Here is a 20744-nt window from a genome sequence, read left to right as displayed (position 1 = left end):
TACAAGGAGCAGGTTTATGAGTAATAATTTTGCAACATCTACTGCGGCTTCTGATGTCGGTCCCAATGATGTGCGTGTCGGCCGGCGTTATCGTGTGAGTCGTTTGGACACTAATTACGATGCCATTGTGATTGGCTCGGGTATAGGTGGTTTGACGACAGCAGCTTGTTTATCCAAAGAAGGAAAGAAAGTGTTAGTGCTTGAGCAGCATTATACGGCTGGGGGCTATACACATAGTTATTCGCGCAATGGATATGAATGGGGAGTGGGGGTACATTACGTTGGTGAAATGAATTTACCTGAGTCGCTACCACGAAAGCTGTTTGACTATGTTACAGATGGCAAACTCGCCTGGTCATCAATGGATCAAAATTACGATCGTTTTTATCTTGGTCAGCGCGAAATAAATTTGCGTGCCGGAAAAGAAAATTTTCGTAAAACATTTGTAGATGCTTTTCCGGAAGAAGAGGATGCAATTGATCGTTACATTGGTTTGTTGGATAAAGCGACTATCGCGATGCAGATGTATGCAGTGAGTAAAATTGTCCCGCGTTTTATAAGTAGTGCACTGAAGATGATACTGCCACGTTGGTTTAATAAAACGACGTACAGTGTATTGTCCGGGCTGACAAAAAATGAAGCCTTGATCGGCGCGATTACAGGACAGTGGGGGGATTGTGGTGTGCCACCAAAAAAATCCAGTTTTATTTCCCATTCCGTGATTGCCAATCACTACATCAATGGTGGTTTTTATCCTGTAGGCGGTGCATCGGAAATAGCGCGAAAAATTATTCCAATAATTCAACGCAGTGGTGGCGACGTATTCACCTACGCTGATGTTAAGGAAATAGTAATTGAGAAAAACCGTGCTGTTGGTGTGCGTATGGTGGATGGAACTGTTATTCGCTCAACCACCATTATCAGTAATGCCGGCTTGATCAACACATTTGAAAAGTTGTTGCCAGAAGAATGCGTCAAGCGTTCGGGTTATGCAAAACAACGTAAACGAGTGGATCATTCCATGCCGCATATTGGTCTTTATATTGGTCTGAAAGGCACGACTGAAGAGTTGAATTTGCCCAATACTAATTTCTGGATTTATCAAGACGAGCATCACGATGATAATGTCGCGCGCTTTCTTGCAAATCCAACAGGGGAATATCCGCTCGTCTATATTTCTTTTCCTTCTACTAAAGATCCAAGTTACGCGCGTCGCTATCCAGGCACTTCCACTATTGAGATTGTTGCACCTACCAGTTATGAAATATTTGAATCCTGGAAAGACACTGCATGGGGAAAAAGAGGTGAAGAATATGACGCATTGAAGGAGAAAATTGCAGCGCAATTATTGGAAGAGCTTTATAAAAAATTACCGCAATTGCGTGGAAAAATTTCTTATTACGAAGTGTCTACTCCGCTTTCTACCAGCTGGTTTTCTCGTTATGGCAGGGGTGAGCTTTACGGTCTCGATCACACACCCGAGCGTTTCAATCAAACCTGGTTGCGTCCAAAAACGCAGATAGCAGGGCTTTATCTAACCGGGCAGGATGCGCTTGGTTGTGGGGTGGTTGGCGCCATGATTGGTGGACTTCTGTGCACGTTGTCGATCCAGGGTTTGAAAGGTGCAACTTTGGCTAAGCGAATGTTTGCAGATCCCGCGGTTAGTTACGACGATTTACCCGCTGCAGAGGTTGGCAAATCAGCTATTTAATGAAGTACTTTACGTTACTCCAAATAATCCTCCGCTAACTAGCGGAGGATTATTTTTACAAAAAAGTTCAGCTGTTAAGTTTTAGTAAAGCTTGCAAGCCAAGGCTAAAAATTATTTATCTTCAATCTCATCTACATCGACTTGTCCACTCATACGGCGAGTGAAGTGCGACCAGCACATACCGACGGCGAGCATTGCCGCTAATAAAACTTCAATCACCCAGGCCATGGCTGATATATCGTTAACGCTTAAAAACCCCCAATAGATAAACAACCACACAAGGCAAGCAAACAGTGCTGCAAGTGCAATTACGCCGATTAGCCCGAGCGAATTCAGTGTGGTCTTAATGTAGATGCCCCAGCCAATCAGCAGAATGATTCCCGCAATCACAACGTAAGGCGTAATATCACTGAAGCTATAGTGAACCCAGTGAAAATAGGAATAGCCACTAGGGTTATAGCTGAGTAGTACCAATAAGAGCGCGAACAAAAAACGCAATGCAACGCCGCTGGCTGTGAGGTTCATAATAAATTTCCTAATGGTTTTTAGTCGGGGGGATTATTAAACACACATTTTATTGCGAAAAGCATCGACGGTATTTTATAAAGCCAATTTTGGCATCCGGGTCGTAACCCATCGCCGTATAAAAATCCCGTGCATTTCGGTTTCCGCTGCTGGTTTGTAGCATGATCTTGGAGCAGTCCTGCTCCAAACAAAAGGCTTCAATATAGTCCATCATGCTTTTGCCAATGCCTTCGCGTTTATAGTTAGCACTGACCACTACATTTTCAATCAGCGCAAAAGGCTGGTTGTCGAACATGACATCCTGACACAGGCAGATAAGCGCAGTGGCGATTATTTGCCCTGCATCATCGCATACTAGCAAGCAGGTGTTGCTGCTTTTCGCTACTGCGTCAATTCGCTCCGGCAATACTGAAACAGGCGAGAGTGTATTTAGCTCGCGGTATAAATTGGCAATGGCTTCGGCGTCGTCTTTGTTGGCTCGGCGAATGCTGCGCATATTTAATTTGCTTGCTCGGTAATCGGCTGCACCAACACCCAGGGCTTTATCACCACTGCCCATACCAATGCATTTTGCTCGTACCATAATTGCGCTTGGTTATCTTTTACTGCATCAACTAAACCAGCGTCCATCCAGGTTTTAATTTGTGCTGCGTTGTCGGCAACAATTTGTGCAGCAACTTGGGTTAAATCCAATGTTGGATCTACGGCGATGGCATTGCCGCTGGCGAAAAAACGTTGTAGTTCGTGCCAGTGAATTTGTGCGGTTTCCAAATTGATTTGTTGTTCGATTTCGTTGGTCATTATTGTTTACTCATTGCCTTCGCAACCCTTGAGTTGCTCGATCTATTTAACGCGGTGCTGATGGTGTTGCCTGCATAAATTAATTTTTCCAAATTCACGCCGTGTTCAATACCCAAACCATTTAATAAATACACCACATCTTCCGTAGCGACATTGCCCGTTGCACCCACTGCGTAAGGGCAGCCGCCCAAACCAGCGACAGACGAATCAATCACACTTACGCCCATTTCCAGTGCGGCATAAATATTCACGAGTGCCTGCCCGTAGGTGTCGTGCATATGGGCGGCAATTTTTTCGATCGGGATGTCGCGCGCGAGTGTTTCAATCAAGTGTTTGATTTGCCCGGCAGTGCCGACGCCGATGGTGTCGCCCAGCGAAATTTCGTAGCAGCCCATGGCTAATAATTCTTTTGCAATATTCGCAACAGTTTGTACATCAACTGCGCCGGAGTATGGGCAGCCTACAACGCAGGAGATATAACCGCGCACGGGAATTTGTTGTGCTTTAGCCGCATTAATCAATGTTTCAAAACGCTGGATGCTTTCGCTGATGGAGCAATTGATATTTTTTTGGCTAAACGCTTCCGATGCCGCTGCAAAAATCGCCACTTCATTAGCGTTAACGGCAAGCGCGCGCTCGTAACCTTGCAGGTTAGGTGTGAGTGCGGCGTAAGTGACACCGGATTTGCGTGCGATGCCCGCAAATACATCGCCACTGTCGGCCATTTGCGGTACCCATTTCGGGTTTACAAAACTGCCTGCTTCAATATAAGTCAAACCAGCATCGACAAGATTTTCAATTAGCTGAATTTTGGCAACGGTAGGGATTGCTTGCTTTTCATTTTGCAATCCATCGCGCGGGCCAACTTCTACAATGCGAACTTTTTTCGGTAAATTCATAATAAAAATTAATCCTCACCCCAGCGCGGCATTAAATCTTGTGGTACGCCCAATTGATCAAGAATGCGCGCCACAATAAAGTCCACCAGCTCTTCAACGGATTGCGGTTGCATATAAAAACCGGGGCTGGCGGGCAGTACAATCACACCCATTTGCGTCAGCTTTAGCATATTTTCCAAATGAATTTCAGAGTAGGGCGTCTCGCGCGGTACCACAATTAATTTGCGGCGCTCTTTCAGTGCTACATCTGCAGCGCGTTCAATTAAATTATTGCTGGCGCCGTGTGCGATGGCTGAAAGTGTTCCTCCGCTTGCAGGGCAAATCACCATTGAGCTGGGCGAGCTTGAACCCGAAGCAACTGCTGCAAACCAATCGTCTTTTGCAAGCAATTGCAGTTGCTCTTCATCGGCACCAAACATTTCACACAACATCGCTTGCTGCTCCTCCAGCTCGCGCGGTAAATCCAGATCTGTCTCTGTTCGAATTACCACTTCTGCGGCACTGGAAATCATCAAAAATACTTTGCAATCCGCTGCCAACAAACACTGCAGCAAACGCAAACCATATTGGGCGCCGGAAGCGCCGGTAATCGCGAGGGTGACTGAGCGTGGTTTCATGATTGGCTCCGCTTTTTAAGGATTTGCTTCGTTGATGTATAGATGCAGGGAATTTAATCCCTGCGGCGTCTTATTACTTATCATGATATGAGGCTTTTTTATATATCGCCATCCTTGCTGCAAATCAACTTATGTCGATATTAATCAAGCGGCAAGTCCGCAGCTGTGCCAGTATAATTGAACGGCTGATATCGCGTTTTAATTGCATACTACTCTCAAAGGAGCAAGGCTCATGACTAGTTATCACGCAGTTGTCTGGTTAGATCGTAAAGAGGCTCACATTATTACGTTTGAACAAGGAGTTGTTGAATTGGAACGTATCAAATCGCGTAGCCACCATCTTGCGCCCGGAGGTCACGCGGGAACTCATCAAAATATGCATGGGCGCGCTAGCGCACACGGGCATCACTCCCCGGAAGGGGGGCACGCTACCGTCGATCAGGATTACTACCATAAAATTGCGCAGGCATTAACGGAAGTAAAAGAAATTCTAGTGACGGGCCCGGCGCAGGCCAAAGATGAATTTCGCGCTCACTGCGAACGTCATGACCCAATTATTGCAAAAGCAATCATCGGCGTGGTGCCGAGCGATCACCCCAGCGATGAGCAATTGGTCGTCATCGCGCGCAAATACTTTATCAAATACGATCACATGCATAGTCAAAAATAATTAAAAATTACATATTCTGAATATTAATAGAGGCGACTTCGTTTATTGATGGTCGCCTCCAAAAAATCATAAATTGTTATTGCCCTAATACGTCCCTGACGAATGCGCGAATACTGTCGTCCTGACAGTTTTCAAAAAAACATGTCTGGAAGCGTTCCCCTGTCACCGCTGTTTTTACGATTTCAGGATCTATTGCGCGCAGTCCATCCAAATAATTTTTTGCCGTTGCGATTTTAATATTGGTCAAAATTCCCGCATTACGCACTTGAGATTCACGGCGCTCCGCAGGGTAACCCTGGCCGCGCACGCCGGTAAATGCTTTTTCAAAGATGGTGCGGATATTCAGCTCAGCACCCCAACCAAAACCCTTGGCAAATGGCAGTGCCAGCGCATTGCCGTTGTTTACCTGTGCGAATAAGTAAGCGTCTGTCGGTTCAATGCAATAACCGCAGAATACACCCGGATGAGCATTGAGAGACATCATCGCGCCTTGACCCGTGCCGCAACCACTCACAACAAAATCTACTGCTTTGGAGTTTAATAACAAACTGGCCATTACTCCCAGATGGATGTACGTCAGGTAGTGGTCGTTGTCATCACTCATGCCCACGTTAAATACGCTGTGTTGCTGTACAGCGGCGACTTCTTGCAGTTGCTGCAACACAATCGCGTTTTTCGCGGCTTGGCTGAATTCGTTCATTAATGCAATTTTCATGGCAAAAGCTCTCTCAGAATAGAAAAGGGGTTTTGTGACAGGCTCTTCGGCACTGTTTGCTGGTAATGACCGATCTTTTGCAGAAGTAGTAATGATATAGGGGGCGGCGGGTTAATTGAAGGGAAGGGGTGGTTTTAATGATAAGGGCGCAGCAAGCGGCGCCCCTACAAATAACATTGCATCCGTAGGGGGCTGCTTGCTGCGCCCTATTTTGTGGGATATCTATCTTTAAAACCTATCAATATATTCACCAGAGGTTAGCTAAGCTCGGTTTTGCAATCACTAGCCACATAATGACTAATACACTGAGCGGAATAATCGCGATGGCAATACGCGTTACAAAAGCGTGATAGATATGGAGTGTGCGAGTTTGTTTTGTGTCGTAGCCCGCTTCATTCAATCGAGAAAAAATTTGTGGCAGCTTGATGTTGCCATACCAAATATCCAGTATCTCCAGCGGTACAATTAACAGCAGAATAATCAGTAGTTTCCATTGCAGCCAAGGTTGGCTAAATCCAAAAACCAGAATTGCCATTCCAATACCGCTGACAATCAAAGCTACAAATGCAACGTGTTCAAGAACAAGCATTTTTATAAAAATACGATACGCCAGATGTGTCGCGGGCGTAATCTCACCCAGTTGTTTGCGCATCGCCATCAGAATAAACCACGCACCAAGGCTCGGGCCGAGCCAAAAAACCAGTGATCCGATATGCAGGATTTTTAATGCAACAAATATATCGATAGTCGCCATATCAGTAATCGACTTTTAATTCGTTTGCGCGTGGAAATACTTTTATCGTCAGCGCGAACATCCACGCCGTACTCCACACCATGCCCGCTGCTGTAAAGAATTTCGCTGCGTCCAATGCCTGCATTGCACAGGTGATACTTAAACCAAAACCAAAAAACCAACCGGGAATACCGATTAAAATTAATTTGCGCGGCAAGCGCTGGTTATTGAGCAGCAAAACGTTTAACAGAAGTCCACCAATGTTATACAGCCCATTGCCTAGTGTGCCGGTTAGTTGCACTGCAATTAATTCCAGTGTTTGCATTGTTGCAAGTGTCGGGTCAATTGTGTGGCTATACGGAATAACAAACGCAAAAATCACTTCCGCACCAATGTCCGGCACTATTCCAAGCGCGACTAACAATATCCCTAAAACACGCCATTCAGATTTTGGAATAAACGGTAGTAGCATGATGCAAAATGTGAGCAGCCCAAGTGCTGCGAGCATCCAGTTAAACCAACCCAATTGCCACAAACCCAGATTGTTTTGGATAAACGCATTGCGCTCTGCAATTGAACTGCCACCACCGAGCAGGCCTTCGGGGAGGATGAAGGCCATTTGGAGGCAGGCTAGGATTAGTATGGAAATAATGATTGTGCCGATGTATATAGTTGGCTGTGTACTAGTCATTTATGCTTCTTTCTGTGACGTAGGGAAATTATCTTTCACTAGCAGTTTTCTGCGTGCTTGCATATCCCAGATGATTTTTTCGAAAGTGATTTCACTAATAACCCCGATTTGCTTGCAGTCGTTAGCTGCATCATAAAACTTTAGAAACCAGTATGTTTCTACAGATTCAACGTCGCAGATATTTAATATTTCTTTAGTTATTCGTTCTAGTGTCCCTATGCTACTTTTAGCTTTGACCATAATAAGTATCGCAGCAGATAGATCTTTATCAATACTTGTAAGGGGGTTTTTGTAAACATTGAAATTTTCGAATGCGTTATGCAGATGTAAACTAAAATCATAGGGTAAAAAACCATTTGCCATCTCATATAGGTTGCCAAATCCATTGAGTGTCCTGATGTCTAGATGTCCGTCATCATTCGGTAATTTGAATGTTTCTAAAAGTATGTTTTCGTGTTTGTCATATTCTTTGTTTAGTACATCGGACAATTGATTTCTGGCGCTTTCATTTTTACTGTGTACAAGCTGTTGTGTGAGCGCAGTTGTTGTTTCATGTAATTCATTCGCTGCAAAAATTAGCTCTTTTCTTTGAATGAAAATAGACCAAAGTAATAGGCATACAGTTGCAAATCCAAACATTGGATTAAGCGTGCCGCCTAAAAAATCCCCAAGCTGTCCCAGCCGTTCAGGATCAAAATAAGAAAGCGGTTCACTAAAGTAGTGAAATGCTGATGTAACTATTTGATACAAGCCAATAGCTGCTAGACCAATAAGAAACGTTAGGGTAATTACCTTCAGCCAAAAACAAGGGGCTTTATAAAGATCGATGCACCATTCTTTTATTATAGTGATGCATGATTCTTGTGGTTTACTCTCGGTCATATCAATTTCCCTTCAATTATTTTTCTAGTGCCGCTTTGCGGCGGAGCGCCTTCGGCGGCTCCGCTTTAAGAGTTACATCGCATGCTTCGTCAACTGCTCAATCAACTTCTGATGCACCCCACCAAACCCACCATTACTCATAATCACAATGTGCGTATTGGCTTCGCTCAGCGAAATCGCACAGTGAATTAATTCGTCCAGGTTGCGCAAAAGTTTTGCGGGGACGGGGCTTTTGTTGACGACTTCATCCATTGCCCAATCTACGTTTGCAGGTTGATACCACAGAACATCGTCGGCATCGGTCACGCTTTGGTTGAGGGCGCCTTTGTGTACGCCCATGCGCATGGTGTTGGAGCGAGGTTCGATGATGGCGATAATTTTTTGGTCGCCGACTTTTGCGCGTAAACCGGCGAGGGTGGTTTTAATCGCGGTGGGGTGGTGGGCGAAGTCGTCGTAGACTTTTACGCTGTGCACATCGGCCAATATTTCCATGCGGCGTTTTACACCGGCAAATTGTTCCAAAGCTTTTGCACCGTGTTCCGGTGTTACACCTACATGGCGCGCCGCGATAATTGCAGCCAAGCCGTTATTTACATTGTGGATGCCGGTTTGTTGCCAATGTACTTGCGCGACTTCTTCGCCGTTATGTAGCACCGCGAATGACGATCCATCGGCTGCTAACAACTTTGCTTGCCATTCGGCGGCAGAATTATTTGTTTCGGTAGTCGCGTCACTGGTGTTGTCGATCACTGCAAATTGTTGTTGTGGTGTCCAGCAGCCTTGTTTGATCACTTCAGCGAGGGCTTTGTCATTGGTCGGCGAAATTAACAGGCCGTTGTTGGGAACTGTGCGCACCAAATGATGGAATTGTTTTTGGATGGCGGCGAGATCCGGAAAGATATCGGCGTGATCAAATTCGAGATTATTTAAAATCACTGTGCGTGCATTGTAGTGGACAAATTTGGAGCGTTTATCAAAAAAGGCGCTGTCATATTCATCGGCTTCCACCACAAAAAAGGGGGTGCCGCCCAAGCGCGCAGAAGTGGGGAAGTTTTTCGTCACGCCGCCAATTAAATAACCCGGTTCCATTCCCGCGTATTCCAAAATCCACGCCAGCATGGAAGAGGTGGTGGTTTTGCCGTGGGTGCCCGCCACCGCCAATACCCATTTGCCTTGTAATACATGGTCGCGCAGCCACTGCGGGCCAGAGGTGTAGGCGATACCTTGGTCGAGCACATATTCCACACTCGGATTGCCGCGGCTCATGGCATTGCCGACGATCACCAGATCTGGTGGGGTTTGCATGTGCGGTGCTTGCAAATAGATTGGGTCAAAGCCCTGAATCAGTTCGATCCCTGCCTGCTCAAGTTGTGTACTCATGGGCGGGTAAACATTGGCATCGCTGCCGGTGACGCGGTGGCCGAGATCTTTGGCGAGTTGCGCGAGGCTGCCCATAAAGGTGCCGCAGATGCCGAGAATATGAATATGCATAGAAAACTCTGTGAGAAGAAAGAAGGTGCTGATTAAAGGGTTCAGATTAATGGCATGGATTAACCTATACTTTTTCGATGATTGCAACTCTCTGCTCCGACGGGATGTCAATTGAATCCCACAGGGGAAGCGCATTACCGCAATCTCTCCAACAATAATTATCAGCCTAGGGGTCATTGGGCCTCACTGTCGTTGCTGGTCTGGATGTTTGTTTATGAAATTATGGTTTACCAATCTCTGTGTTTTAGTGCTGCTTTGGCCTTCATGGCTTTGTGCCGCAGAGCTATCGGTATTGCACATTGCCAAGCCGCGCGCTTCGGATGATCCTGCCTATTTATACTTCTCCGGATTATTGCAAAAAGCCTTAGAGAAGGGTGCCAAGGGGCGCGCCGTGCCGCAACTCGTTATAACGATTGAGATGGCAGAAGATCGCATGGTGCGTGAGCTGAGAGCAGATCGCATTATTGATATTTTCTGGTTGGGCGGCAGTAAGGAACGTGCGCGTAATTTGTTGATGGTGCCGGTGCCACTTGAGCGCGGTTTGGTGGGCTATCGCCAATTTATTATTCGCAAAGAGCGTATTGCAGAATTTGATGCAATAAAAACGCTGGCAGATTTGGCCAAGTTTAAAGCCTGCCATGGCGCGCAATGGGGCGATACAGAAATATTGCGCGCCGCGCACTTGCCCTTGGTGATCAGTGTTAATTACGAAAGCTTGTTTAAACAATTGGCGGCGGGACGCTGCGATTATTTTCCGCGCGGTATTCATCAGGGTAAGGTTGAGGTGTCCAGCCGCGCTGCCGCTTTCCCCGATTTAATTGTCTATGAGCCGCTGATGCTGCATTACACATTTGCGACTTATTTTTACGTGCATCCAAAAAATCACGCCCTAGCGCAATGGTTGCAGGATGGGCTGGAAAAAATGATCGATGACGGCGAACTTATTGCTTATATGCAAGAGCAAGAACATACGCGTCACGCTTTTCCATTGTCTGGAGCTGAGCCTAAACGTTTTTTAACGCTCCCGAACTCCAATTTACCCGCGCTATCGGATGAAAAAAATCCTCGCTATTGGTTTCAATCCAGTGATTTTGTGGTTCAGGATAGCGCCTCTTCCCCTGCGCAAAATTGACCCTGTCAACATCCTTTCTTCAGGGCATGACCCATGCACTGAGAATATCAATCCCCATGCTTAGTCACATTTAACATGGATGTTTTGATTTTACTTTTGGTGCTTCACCTATACTTTCCAGCAAGTTGCCGCCGTGGACGAATGTGAGAGGAGTTTTCATTCATGCCCGCGTTATGGATATTGGTTCGCCGCGCCTTGCTAGCACTGTTAATTGCTTTTTGTGGTGATAGCCTGGTATTGGCGCAGAGCCTGGCACCTCAGGTAGTCAGGGTGGCATCGGCTAAAACCGAATTCGCGATTGCACAAGATTATTTTGTCGGCTTACTTAAGCGTGCGCTTGAGCTGGGCGCGCAAGGGCGGCCAGTACCGGCAATTCAGCAGGTCAGTTTGATGGAGCAAAAGCAGGGCTTACAAGAAATGGTGCGAGGCAAAATTATTGATGTTTATTGGATGGGAACTGATCCTGAACGCGAAGAAAAGCTGCGCGCAATCCGGATTCCCCTGGATCGCGGTTTATTGGGCTACCGCCGCTTTATTACCCGCCAATCAATGACACACGTATTTGATGGCGTACATTCACTTAGCGGCCTTAGGCCATTAGTAGCCTGTCAGGGAAAAGACTGGCCGGACACTCCTATTTTACGTGCTGCTGGTTTGCGCGTGATTGAAGTTGCGAGCTTTGAACGCATGTTTCAGCAGCTCGACCTGCTTAAGTGCGATTATTTTCCCCGGGGCTTTTTTGAGGCCTATTCTGAAATCAATGCCCGCAAAAAAAAGCACCCTGATCTAATCTTGTATGAATCCTTGGTGCTGCACTATCCCTTTGGGTTGTATTTTTTTGTCAATCAAAAGAATGAAGATCTGGCGCTCTGGATTGAGCAAGGTTTGGAAGCCATGATTGATTCAGGTGAATTTCTTCGCTATATGCACGCACATCCATTAACTCGCAAGGCGTTTCCCTTGTCCGGTAGTAAAGGGTTGCGCATGATTGAAATCAATAATCCGCGTTTGCCATTTGACACTCACGCCAAAGATTCCCGCTATTGGTTTCAGCCGGAAGAGTTTGGTTACTCGGTTAATTGAGTGGGTTTTAAATAGCGGCTCCGTTTTGCTTCTTTCATACAGGTCAAATCGCCCATAAATAAACCATCCACACAATTGCCAAATTCCGAGTCCACACTAAAGGCGAGCAAATGGTAGCCGCCTTCTTCATACAGGCTTGCATATTGTTTAAATAGCACGGGGATTTTGCAGTCGTGTTTCTTGAATTCTTCCTGTAATAGTTCAAAACCTTGTTCGCTATCGAGTTTGGCAAAGCGGTGTTGTAAATCGATTAACACGTCTTCATCGATTTCATGCGGATGATTGCCTTCTGCAAGGTTTTCATCATTCGCATTTTTGACTGAGTAGTAGCGCTCGTAATAAAACACCAATAAATCGCGCAGGGCTTTTGGATAATGCGCGCTCATACTCACTGGGCCAAACACAAATCGCACTTGCGGGTGATGCGACAAATAAGCACCGAGGCCTTGCCATAAATAATCCAGGCTGGCTTTGCCCCAATAATCCGGGTGCACAAAACTGCGGCCTAATTCCAAACCTTGTTCAAGGTAAGGTGTAAGTGATGAATGGAAATCAAATAGCTCAGCGGTGTAGAGTGAATTTGCGCCTTTTTTCTTCATCAGCTTGTGTGCTTCACCCAAACGATAGGCGCCAGCGATGCAGAGTTTTTCTTCGTCCCACAAGACTAAATGGCGATAGTAGTGATCGTATTTATCCAAATCGCGGCGGCTGCCGGTGCCTTCGCCAACCATGCGAAATGTCTGTTCACGCAGGCGGCCAATTTCGCGCAGCACTACCGGATGTTGGTTGTAATCGCATAAAAATATTTTGTGATTGTCGCGCGTACTGCCAATCAGTTGCGCATTTTTAAATTCTTTTTTCAGCGCAGAGCGATCTTCAGGGTGGGCGATGGTTTTTTCCGTTACAAAAACCGGAACGTTATTTTTTTTGGATGAGTTGCCCTTGCCGATTTTATATACATGTTTTTTTAGGCGTTTAATCAGTGCTTTATCAGCCAGCTGATCAGATTCCAATGCGTGATGTGGAATCATCTCGCCCACGCGGAATTTAATTTCTGCCGAGCGCTTGTTAAACATTTCGTGGGCGAGCAGGGCAGTCGCCAGCGGTTTGAAAATCATGGAAGCGCTGTAAAACAGCATGGAATTTTTGGCGGAGACAAATATCGGCAGCAGTGGCGCATTGGTTTTGCGTGCAAAGTGTAAAAAGCCGGCCTGCCATTTTCCATCTTTAATTCCGGTAGGGCTTGCGCGGGATACTTCGCCCGCCGGGAAAATAATAATCGCCTCGTCGTTATTGAGTGCTTGCAGGATATTTTTGTAGCTCTGCTTGTAAGCGGCGCGGGTCATATTGTCGAGCGGCAGGAGTAAATCGTGCAGCGGTTCAAAGGCCATCAACATATCGTTAGCGATGATTTTTACATCTTTGCGCACTTCGCTTACCAACCGCAGCAGTGCTAAACCATCGAGTGAGCCAATGGGGTGGTTGGCGATAATAATCACCCGCCCTTGAGAGGGAATATTGTTGCGCTCGCGCTGGGAGATGCTGTAACTGAAATTAAAATATTCAAAAATCCGGTCGATAAAATCAATCCCGCGGTTGCCTTCATGCTCGCGCAAAAACGCATTGATCTCGCGCTCGTGGGTGAGCTTGCGCAGAATGCTGAGCGTGGAGTTGCGCACAATCGGCGCTTGCTGGTTAAAACCGGGGAATTTATTAGTAATGGATTGTTCGATATTGAGCATGGCAGTCACAACCTTGCGATGGGCGATACTGCAAGGCTATGACTAATGGGTGACGGTTATGTGATGGAATTGTTGCAGGTGTGTGACACTGATGTTCGAAATATTGCGAAGATCTTGCAGGTGGATTGCGGTGTCTTGTGCGAGACCGTCTGCTGCATGGGTGAAGCAAGCATTTGCAAAGCGTGCTTTGCGCGTAGCTGAACGACAACAGGTTTACCTGTTGGCAGGTCCGCTAGCGGCAGCAGTCGAGCCTACAGGGATGTATTTACGGCGCGTCTCGCACAGGACACCGCAATCCGCAACACGAATTATTAAGAAGCCGTCGCACCAACCAACTGCTCTTCCTGTTTCGCCAGCAGCGCAGCATAGGGCGCCTTCAAACCAATAAGCTTGCCGCTGTCGCTCACAATTTCCAGATGCTCCTGTAGATCACTATCGATCAAACGCTGGCTAATTAAGACTTCGCCTTTGTCCGGTTTCAAATGATTGTTGTGTTGCACCACAAAATCTTTCAGCAGCGATTTATTGGAGCTCACCGGTGCCGATAATTCATGTACCGCAGCGGCCAAATGCAAGCGTGGGCTGACGCTCTTGGCAGCGAGGCTATTGAGTAATTGCGCCGCACACACCGCGCGAAAACTGCACTCGTAAAAGGCCTCGCCGGTGAAATCGATAATGAGTGTTTCGCCCGATAACATCTGGCGCTGGCCGCTGTATAAATTCAACACGCCCTGCAATTGTTTTTCAAAACGGCGCAATACAGTGGCAAAACTTTCGCTGTTCAATTGTTGGTAAAGCTTGCCCATATTCACAATGTCCAAACTCAACCGCACCGATACTTGCTTTGGTAATTCCGGTTCGGGTTCGGGCGCTTCGTTTATCGTAGGCATTTTCTCCACTACCGCAGTGACTATCTCACTCGCGGTTGGTAGCTTATCTTTTAATTGCGACCACCACTGGCGCTGGATCGACCACCAGATCACCAGCAGCGAGAAAAATACCGCCGCCATCCACAGCATAAAAAAGCGATAGTCGCGCTCGGTGTGAACCGGCATATCCAGCGTCACTTCCAAATAACCCGCGACATTATTGTGCAATGCGATGGGCGCTGAAAAATTGTAGCGACGCCCTTTAATTTCCTGGTTGGGTTTAAAACCGCTTTGCACCAGCAGCTGGTTTTCCACATTGTGGATGGTCGCACCTACTACATTGGGATATTGGCCGACTTCGAGGAGGATCGCCTGCAGGCTTACCAAGTCCTGTTGCAGGGTCGCATTTACAGCTTGCCGTGCTGCGCTGTTGGCGAGTACCTGGCCATAGTGACTGATCTGCTCGCGCTGGTTTTGTTCGCTGTTGTGAATATAGGCCCAGGCACCAAAGGCACCGAGTGCGATCAGAAGCAGGCTGCAAAGGCTGAGCTGTGGGTAGGTGCGGTAGGTATTGATCAATGCCATTTTGTTGTTAAGTCCGTGCTCGTCATGTTGCGTTCATGATTCAACCCCAGTTCCTGCCGGGGTCGGTGGTCAGACACATGCTCGCCGCAATGGCAGCAATATGTCGTGTGGAATCGCATTCTAGCCTAAGTTATCGATGCGTGCTAAGGCACAGTTCGTATCTGGAAGCTGCTGTGAGCGGCCATGAATTCCGCTAGAATGCGCGCTTTGCGCAATCGCCCCCAAGTACATGCGGCGGTGACCGGTAGTAAAAGTTAGCACGCACCGGGCCAATACGTATGTTTGTTACCCCTTATAGAGAGGCACTGTGAACGAACTTTTATTGATTAATGCATCGGGGCAGGATCAGCCCGGCATCACCCGCGCTATTACCAATGTCCTTGCCCTGTGTGGTGCACGTGTACTGGATATAGGCCAAGCCGTTATCCACGACACCCTCGCGCTGGGCATTCTGGTCGAGCTGCGTATTGCTGCTAGCGTGCGTGCGCAACTGCTTGACCAGATCCAACAAGCTACCCAGCCACTTGGTATACAGGTGCGCTTCCAGACCATCACCGCTGAAAGCTACGAGCATTGGGCCGAGCAACAGGGCAAAACCCGTCACATAGTCACCTTGCTTGCACGCCAAATTGATGCTGCGATGATTGCTGAATTAACCGCCGTTACTTCCAGACATGGATTGAATATCGACAGCATCAACCGCTTGTCCGGTCGTGTCCCGCTTGCGGATCTGGATGCAGGTGAAGAGCAAAAAAGCAGTGCCTGTGTGGAGTTTTCGGTGCGTGGAATGCCTGCAGATTTAATGGCATTGCGCGCGGATTTTATGGAGCTCTCAGCACGTTTGAATATCGATGTCGCCTTCCAGCGCGATACGGTTTATCGCCGCAACCGCCGCCTGGTGTGTTTCGATATGGATTCGACATTAATCGAAGCAGAAGTCATTGATGAGCTCGCCAAAGCCGCAGGTGTAGGTCATCTGGTATCTGAAATTACTGAAGCAGCCATGCGCGGTGAACTCGACTTCAAGCAAAGTTTTGCACAGCGCATGGCTTTACTTAAAGGTTTGGATGAATCCGTACTGGCGGGAATTGCCGAGCAATTACGTTTCACTGAAGGCGCAGAAAAATTAATTTCCTCGCTTAAAAAACTCGGTTACAAAACCGCGATTTTATCGGGTGGGTTTAATTACTTTGGTCGATATATTCAAAACAAACTCGGCATCGATTACGTCTACGCCAATGAACTGGATATTGTCGATGGCAAAGTCACTGGCGAAGTAAAAGGCATTGTTGTTGACGGCCAACGCAAAGCTGAATTGTTGGCGATGCTCGCAAAACAGGAAGGTATTGCGTTGGAGCAGGTGATCGCTGTGGGCGATGGCGCCAATGATTTGCCGATGCTGAGTGTTGCTGGTCTCGGCGTCGCCTTCCGCGCAAAACCATTAGTAAAAGCGTCTGCAGAACATGCTATTTCTAATTTGGGTTTGGATGCGATTTTGTATTTGTTGGGCTTTAGGGAAAGGGATAAGTTGCTTTAAAGTTTTTCGCTCACCATTCGCACTTGATGAGGAGTGTCAATTGCAACTAGCTCAGTTATTTTGAATTTATAACGGCTGTTTTAAACCAATTTATTAAAGGACGTTAAATTGAAAGCAACCATTAGAGTCGTAATCGTTGTAGCTTGCTTATTTGCCGCTATCGGATGTTATTTTTTCGGGATTCCTGCTGGTGGTGTAGTTTTTCTGCTATTGGGGCTTATTTTTGAGGGCTTGTTTTGGTTTGGGATATTTGGCAAATTGAAAAAGTAGTATATGCAGTGCCCAAAATGTGAAGTGAAACTAGAAGTGATGGAGCGTGAGGGGCATATTGGGTTTTGTTGTGCAAAATGCTCGGGTGTTCTGTTAACAGAAACTTATGTGGCTACACTTCAATTCAAGCCTGAAGATTCTGCATTGAATTTTTATGCAGTATTGGGCTTAGACTTAACTAATGTGTCAAAGTGCAAATGCCCTGCCTGTAACAACAAAATGCACATCGCGATATATAAAAATGTAGAGGTGGACTTTTGTGGCGAGTGTAAGTCTGTGTGGTTTGATTTTAATGAGTTGTGCTCTGCATTGACTTCGCATAAGAGTAATAAAGTTGGATCACCAACCCATACCAAAAATGATATCGCATCTGCCATCGCTGAGTTTTTTGGTGGTTTGTTGTCAAATCTAAAATAACAAAACCCCGATTTTTTAAGTCGGGGTTTTGTTATCACTCTGGTGCAATCAGGTATTACAATCCAGCGATAATCGAACCGCCCCAGTTACGGTAAGCCGTGCTGTTCGGGCTTTGATCTGCACGCATTTTCAATGCAAGGGTGTGGAAAATGTCTGCCTGAGTTTTTTTGCCGATATCCAGCAATTGACCACCGGCAATACCTGCACCCGCCAGTATCATCGGAACATCATCATTGCCGTGCGCATCTGCAACACCCATGTCCGACATCTGGAACACCGTAGTCGAACTCAACAAGCCGTTAGCATTCAATTTATCCAACAGGTTTTTGGTCAAGCTCTGCATGTAGGCAATATCTTCAGAGTATTGCACTTGGTTAAAGTGGTGCGACTGGTGCGATGAACGGCCGCCGAGCTTATCGAAGATATGGTTGTGCGCATCTGAACCGAAGGCAATTGACACAGACGCAGTCAAATTACAATTCAGTGCAAGCACAGCGATATCCGTTTGCAGTTTTGCCAGTGCATCAAATCCGGTAACTGCAGTACTTGCCGGTTTCGGGCATGAACCACCGCCGCCACCGCCAGTTCCAGATCCAATCGCAGCTTCAATTTCCTGAATCGCCGTGAAGTGGCTGTCCAGTTTTTCTTTTTCATGCTGGCCCAGTTTGGTTTTCAAACTGTTCACCGCCGGGTAGTGCAAATCCACAATCGATTTTCTTGGTGCAGTGCCAGTGCCTGTGTTGGTGCCGCCGCTGAACAATATGTCCAGTGCAGTTTGCGGGCTGGTAATGGTCGGCTTGTTGGCTGAACCTTCACGGCTCAGTTGCGACTCTTCGGTGGTACCTACGTTGAGGTATTTCACCGGATAGTTGGCACCGATGGTGCGACCCATGTTTACGTCAAAGCTGTCGCGCGAGAAGCTGGCGTTATCAAAGCGATGGAACATGATGCCGTGACCCGCGCCGGTGAGCGATGCATTCTTCATCATCGCAATTCGGCTGTAATGGGTTTGCAAAGGCGCGGATTGCTCAGGGAACACGCCGTTTACTGGATACCAACGATCTTTTTGGCAACCACCACCGGAAAATACCAAACAGCTTTTAGTCGGTGTACCGGTCTGTGCTTCAGCGGTACGCGCCAACATCACGCCGGCAACCAGGCTGGAAGCTCTCAGCAAACCAGCAGAAATACCGGCGCGCTGTACGATGCGCAGAAAATCTCTGCGCTCTTTATCGAAGCAGTCTCTATATCGCATTTTTATTTACTCCAATTCGTTAACAAGGCGGGGAAGAGGGGGCGCATTAGCGCACCCACTCCTTCCGGTACATCACAGATTCCAATGCGGGGATTTCTTCCAGCATTGCACGTGGGCCTCTGGTGGTCAGTACGTTGGTCAGGTCAGCCACATCGCAGCGATAAGCGGTTTCTTCTTCTTCGCTGATACGCTTGTAGCCAACTTCCCTATCGGAGTCGATCAGGAAGATCGAGTTGATGCCCGAGCTGTAGCTGACGAACTGGGTGGCCAGACACGTCTGTGCCAGACCCGCTACTTGTGGGTGTTCAACAATCGTACGTGCGAGGTCTTTGGCACCGTTGAACTGAATCTCAGGTGTATAACGCACGCGGTCCGGATCGTTCAGGAACTGCAGTTGTGGGTAAGGAGAGTAGAAGGTGCCTTTGGCCACAATCGCATTGCCTTTCAGGTCAGTGGTGCGCACACGGCCAGCGGTATCAAAGTTCTCCAGTCCGCCACCCAATGGGTTGATGATCTCGGCATGGCAGTTGGAACAGGTAGTTCCTCCGGTCAGGCGATCAAAAATCATGTGTTGGGTGGTGGTTGGGGCTTCGTAGAAGGCCCGGTCTTGTGCAAACAACTGCTCGCGGTCAAGGCTCACACCTGAGGGTGGCTCAGGGATATCCTGACACAGGAGTTTACGGCGAATCGCTACCGCACGGGTGATCATGTTGGAATCGGTGGTGCTGGCATAACGGGACAGGAATGCACCCGAGGTCAGGATACCGCCGCGATCACTGGTGGTGGCGCGCACAAAACCGTCTGCGTCCTGGGTACCGCTAAAGGTCAGGCCGTAGTGGGTTGCCAGGCGTTGGTTAACGTGGGTGTAGCTTGGGTTGTAGATGTTGGCAAAGCTACCGTTGGTTTCCAGCATGGCGTAGGCGAAGTTTTTACCCAGCTCGTTCTTCATATCCGCACCGAGGGTGGCGAAATTGGTAACTGCCGGTTTGGTGAGCGTTTCGATCTTCTCGGTCATCAACCAGCGGTTAACCAGATCGGTCAACAACAGTTTGGTGTTGGCAGATGCCAGCAGGGTGGCTGCTTGTGTACGGATACCGGCAGCGGTATTGAGGGTGCCATTGCCTGCCGCCGTCATCAGCGCTGCGGTTGGTGTAGTACCGGTGAAGGTATACGCCATGTAAGTCGCCATCTCGTAACCGTCCAGCTTGTACACACCACTGCCGGAGAGGGTTCCCACTTCCGAGCGATACAGGAACTGCGGCGATGACAGCATCGCGGTCAATGCCACTTGCATACCATCAGTCGCGGTGCGGCCACCGGTAGTGCCATTAGCCACATTCAGGTAAGCCGTTTGCTCATCGGTCGTCAGTGGGCGACGGAAGATACGTGGGCCCAGGGTGTTGACCAGTGTGCTTGCACAGCTGGCGGATGGTGTACAACCCAGTACTGCATTCCAGCGAGTCGCTACGTCAGTGGCGATACGCTCGGCGTTAGCCAGGTAGCTGGTGTAACGGGTCTTGTCGATGGACAGGGTGTTGTTGTTCACAAACGCACCTGAGACAAAGTCATCGGGCAAGCTTGCAGTGACATCCGCTTGGTAGTTCACCAGATCACGCACTGAACGTTGGTATTCCAGTTTGGTCAACAGACGCAGGGTGCGTTGGCCATAGCTGGGCGCATTGGCTGGGCAGCTGAAGTAGCTGACCGGTACATCGGGTTGGCCATCGCTGGGTTTGCGGAAGGTCCAGATGTAGGCTTCCAGATCGGCAGCACATTGGCCGGTACAGGTACCTTCAGCGCCTTGCGGCATCCACAGGGCGATAAAGTCACGCAGTGAGCGATCCTGGGTATCTTGTCTGTGGCGATAGAAGCTGCGGTTCGGGTTAAGCGCGATCAATGCGGCAGTGCCATTGGCGTTTTTCGTACCGTCTACACCGTGACAGCCAACACAACTACGTTGGGTCCAGAGCGTAGCGCCGTTGGCGGCATTGCCGACCAGCGTGCCGGTGCTGCTTGAACTGCCCGAGCTAACCGATGTTGCACTTCTGCTGGAAGAACTGGCAGAAGTAATCGGGGCGCTGGAGGTGGTGCCAGCAGAAGAACCGGTTGCCGCATACAC

At 47.9% G+C, this 20744-nt stretch carries 20 protein-coding genes; 6 read left to right on the top strand and 14 right to left on the bottom strand.

Annotation, left to right across the window (positions count from 1 at the left end; translation table 11 throughout):
- Nucleotides 1-16 precede the first annotated feature (16 nt).
- Nucleotides 17-1711, top strand: a complete 1695-nt coding sequence (locus J2X05_RS20070; RefSeq protein ID WP_310076030.1) for a phytoene desaturase family protein — start codon at nucleotides 17-19, stop codon at nucleotides 1709-1711.
- A 111-nt stretch (nucleotides 1712-1822) separates the two neighbouring features.
- Here J2X05_RS20070 and J2X05_RS20065 read toward each other — a convergent pair whose 3' ends face one another.
- From J2X05_RS20065 to J2X05_RS20045, 5 genes are read right to left on the bottom strand one after another with little or no spacing between them, the layout of a single operon-like run.
- Nucleotides 1823-2236, bottom strand: a complete 414-nt coding sequence (locus J2X05_RS20065) for a DUF6524 family protein (protein ID WP_310076027.1) — start codon at nucleotides 2234-2236, stop codon at nucleotides 1823-1825.
- Nucleotides 2237-2285: 49 nt separating this feature from the next.
- Entirely contained in the window at nucleotides 2286-2795 is a 510-nt protein-coding gene (locus tag J2X05_RS20060) for a GNAT family N-acetyltransferase (RefSeq protein ID WP_310076025.1), read from the bottom strand.
- Complete coding sequence (locus tag J2X05_RS20055; RefSeq protein WP_310076023.1) at nucleotides 2735-3037, bottom strand: DUF2288 domain-containing protein; 303 nt, start codon at nucleotides 3035-3037, stop codon at nucleotides 2735-2737. The genes J2X05_RS20060 and J2X05_RS20055 overlap by 61 nt, the downstream gene beginning before the upstream one ends.
- A complete protein-coding gene (locus J2X05_RS20050; protein ID WP_310076021.1) occupies nucleotides 3037-3936 on the bottom strand; it encodes a hydroxymethylglutaryl-CoA lyase in 900 nt (299 codons plus the stop codon). Before J2X05_RS20050 ends, J2X05_RS20055 begins: the two co-directional genes overlap by 1 nt.
- An 8-nt stretch (nucleotides 3937-3944) precedes the next feature.
- Nucleotides 3945-4553, bottom strand: a complete 609-nt coding sequence (locus J2X05_RS20045) for a flavin prenyltransferase UbiX (protein WP_310076018.1) — start codon at nucleotides 4551-4553, stop codon at nucleotides 3945-3947.
- Nucleotides 4554-4785: 232 nt separating this feature from the next.
- On the opposite strand from J2X05_RS20045, the gene J2X05_RS20040 reads away from it, so the two are divergent.
- A complete protein-coding gene (locus tag J2X05_RS20040; protein WP_310076015.1) occupies nucleotides 4786-5223 on the top strand; it encodes a hypothetical protein in 438 nt (145 codons plus the stop codon).
- 76 nt (nucleotides 5224-5299) lie between these two features.
- Here the strand turns inward: J2X05_RS20040 and J2X05_RS20035 are convergent, their stop codons facing one another.
- From J2X05_RS20035 to mpl, 5 genes are all read right to left on the bottom strand, one after another.
- Nucleotides 5300-5938, bottom strand: a complete 639-nt coding sequence (locus J2X05_RS20035; RefSeq protein ID WP_310076013.1) for an RpiB/LacA/LacB family sugar-phosphate isomerase — start codon at nucleotides 5936-5938, stop codon at nucleotides 5300-5302.
- A 247-nt stretch (nucleotides 5939-6185) separates the two neighbouring features.
- The gene (locus tag J2X05_RS20030) at nucleotides 6186-6692 is read right to left on the bottom strand and encodes a DUF2269 family protein (RefSeq protein WP_310076011.1); all 507 of its coding nucleotides are present in this window, start codon (nucleotides 6690-6692) and stop codon (nucleotides 6186-6188) included.
- Nucleotide 6693: 1 nt separating this feature from the next.
- Entirely contained in the window at nucleotides 6694-7290 is a 597-nt protein-coding gene (locus J2X05_RS20025) for a hypothetical protein (protein ID WP_310076008.1), read from the bottom strand.
- A gap of 72 nt (nucleotides 7291-7362) precedes the next feature.
- Nucleotides 7363-8244, bottom strand: coding sequence for a hypothetical protein (locus tag J2X05_RS20020; RefSeq protein WP_310076006.1), 882 nt, complete (start codon nucleotides 8242-8244; stop codon nucleotides 7363-7365).
- Nucleotides 8245-8316: 72 nt separating this feature from the next.
- Nucleotides 8317-9735: a UDP-N-acetylmuramate:L-alanyl-gamma-D-glutamyl-meso-diaminopimelate ligase gene (mpl, locus tag J2X05_RS20015; RefSeq protein ID WP_310076005.1), complete on the bottom strand. Its 1419-nt coding sequence runs from the start codon at nucleotides 9733-9735 to the stop codon at nucleotides 8317-8319.
- A gap of 214 nt (nucleotides 9736-9949) precedes the next feature.
- On the opposite strand from mpl, the gene J2X05_RS20010 reads away from it, so the two are divergent.
- Both J2X05_RS20010 and J2X05_RS20005 read left to right on the top strand, forming a co-directional pair.
- A complete protein-coding gene (locus J2X05_RS20010; RefSeq protein WP_310076003.1) occupies nucleotides 9950-10867 on the top strand; it encodes a substrate-binding periplasmic protein in 918 nt (305 codons plus the stop codon).
- 162 nt (nucleotides 10868-11029) lie between these two features.
- Entirely contained in the window at nucleotides 11030-11950 is a 921-nt protein-coding gene (locus J2X05_RS20005; protein ID WP_310075999.1) for a transporter substrate-binding domain-containing protein, read from the top strand.
- Here the strand turns inward: J2X05_RS20005 and olsF are convergent.
- On the bottom strand, nucleotides 11935-13692 hold the full coding sequence (gene olsF, locus J2X05_RS20000; protein ID WP_310075997.1) for a bifunctional ornithine lipid synthase OlsF: 1758 nt from the start codon (nucleotides 13690-13692) through the stop codon (nucleotides 11935-11937). The two genes, J2X05_RS20005 and olsF, sit on opposite strands and share 16 nt — an antisense overlap.
- Before the next feature lie 311 nt (nucleotides 13693-14003).
- The gene (locus J2X05_RS19995; protein WP_310075995.1) at nucleotides 14004-15146 is read right to left on the bottom strand and encodes a hypothetical protein; all 1143 of its coding nucleotides are present in this window, start codon (nucleotides 15144-15146) and stop codon (nucleotides 14004-14006) included.
- 307 nt (nucleotides 15147-15453) lie between these two features.
- Between J2X05_RS19995 and serB the strand changes: the two genes are divergently transcribed.
- Entirely contained in the window at nucleotides 15454-16683 is a 1230-nt protein-coding gene (gene serB, locus J2X05_RS19990) for a phosphoserine phosphatase SerB (protein ID WP_310075994.1), read from the top strand.
- A 294-nt stretch (nucleotides 16684-16977) separates the two neighbouring features.
- Nucleotides 16978-17370 carry a TFIIB-type zinc ribbon-containing protein gene (locus J2X05_RS19985; RefSeq protein WP_510183815.1) on the top strand — a complete coding sequence of 131 codons (393 nt, stop codon included), beginning with the start codon at nucleotides 16978-16980 and terminating at the stop codon, nucleotides 17368-17370.
- 55 nt (nucleotides 17371-17425) lie between these two features.
- Here the strand turns inward: J2X05_RS19985 and J2X05_RS19980 are convergent, their stop codons facing one another.
- Complete coding sequence (locus tag J2X05_RS19980) at nucleotides 17426-18625, bottom strand: DUF1552 domain-containing protein (protein ID WP_310075990.1); 1200 nt, start codon at nucleotides 18623-18625, stop codon at nucleotides 17426-17428.
- Nucleotides 18626-18671: 46 nt separating this feature from the next.
- Nucleotides 18672-20744, bottom strand: a 2073-nt coding sequence (locus J2X05_RS19975; RefSeq protein WP_310075988.1) for a DUF1592 domain-containing protein, incomplete at its 5' end; no start/stop codon positions are given.

The sequence above is a fragment of the Cellvibrio fibrivorans genome, from assembly GCF_031457055.1.
Classification (GTDB): domain Bacteria; phylum Pseudomonadota; class Gammaproteobacteria; order Pseudomonadales; family Cellvibrionaceae; genus Cellvibrio; species Cellvibrio fibrivorans.
Note: the sequence above shows the minus strand (reverse complement) of the source record. Positions and strands in the feature narration are given on the sequence as shown.

Bases quoted from the DNA above. Each gene is read 5' to 3' on its own strand.
- J2X05_RS19980 (WP_310075990.1), bottom strand. From the start codon at position 18,625: ATGCGATATAGAGACTGCTTCGATAAAGAGCGCAGAGATTTTCTGCGC.
- mpl (WP_310076005.1), bottom strand. From the start codon at position 9,735: ATGCATATTCATATTCTCGGCATCTGCGGCACCTTTATGGGCAGCCTC.
- J2X05_RS20070 (WP_310076030.1), top strand. From the start codon at position 17: ATGAGTAATAATTTTGCAACATCTACTGCGGCTTCTGATGTCGGTCCC.
- J2X05_RS20030 (WP_310076011.1), bottom strand. From the start codon at position 6,692: ATGGCGACTATCGATATATTTGTTGCATTAAAAATCCTGCATATCGGA.
- J2X05_RS20035 (WP_310076013.1), bottom strand. From the start codon at position 5,938: ATGAAAATTGCATTAATGAACGAATTCAGCCAAGCCGCGAAAAACGCG.
- J2X05_RS20040 (WP_310076015.1), top strand. From the start codon at position 4,786: ATGACTAGTTATCACGCAGTTGTCTGGTTAGATCGTAAAGAGGCTCAC.
- J2X05_RS20055 (WP_310076023.1), bottom strand. From the start codon at position 3,037: ATGACCAACGAAATCGAACAACAAATCAATTTGGAAACCGCACAAATT.
- J2X05_RS20020 (WP_310076006.1), bottom strand. From the start codon at position 8,244: ATGACCGAGAGTAAACCACAAGAATCATGCATCACTATAATAAAAGAA.
- J2X05_RS20045 (WP_310076018.1), bottom strand. From the start codon at position 4,553: ATGAAACCACGCTCAGTCACCCTCGCGATTACCGGCGCTTCCGGCGCC.
- J2X05_RS20025 (WP_310076008.1), bottom strand. From the start codon at position 7,290: ATGGCCTTCATCCTCCCCGAAGGCCTGCTCGGTGGTGGCAGTTCAATT.
- J2X05_RS20005 (WP_310075999.1), top strand. From the start codon at position 11,030: ATGCCCGCGTTATGGATATTGGTTCGCCGCGCCTTGCTAGCACTGTTA.
- J2X05_RS20065 (WP_310076027.1), bottom strand. From the start codon at position 2,236: ATGAACCTCACAGCCAGCGGCGTTGCATTGCGTTTTTTGTTCGCGCTC.
- J2X05_RS20050 (WP_310076021.1), bottom strand. From the start codon at position 3,936: ATGAATTTACCGAAAAAAGTTCGCATTGTAGAAGTTGGCCCGCGCGAT.
- J2X05_RS20010 (WP_310076003.1), top strand. From the start codon at position 9,950: ATGAAATTATGGTTTACCAATCTCTGTGTTTTAGTGCTGCTTTGGCCT.
- J2X05_RS20060 (WP_310076025.1), bottom strand. From the start codon at position 2,795: ATGGGCAGTGGTGATAAAGCCCTGGGTGTTGGTGCAGCCGATTACCGA.
- J2X05_RS19995 (WP_310075995.1), bottom strand. From the start codon at position 15,146: ATGGCATTGATCAATACCTACCGCACCTACCCACAGCTCAGCCTTTGC.
- olsF (WP_310075997.1), bottom strand. From the start codon at position 13,692: ATGCTCAATATCGAACAATCCATTACTAATAAATTCCCCGGTTTTAAC.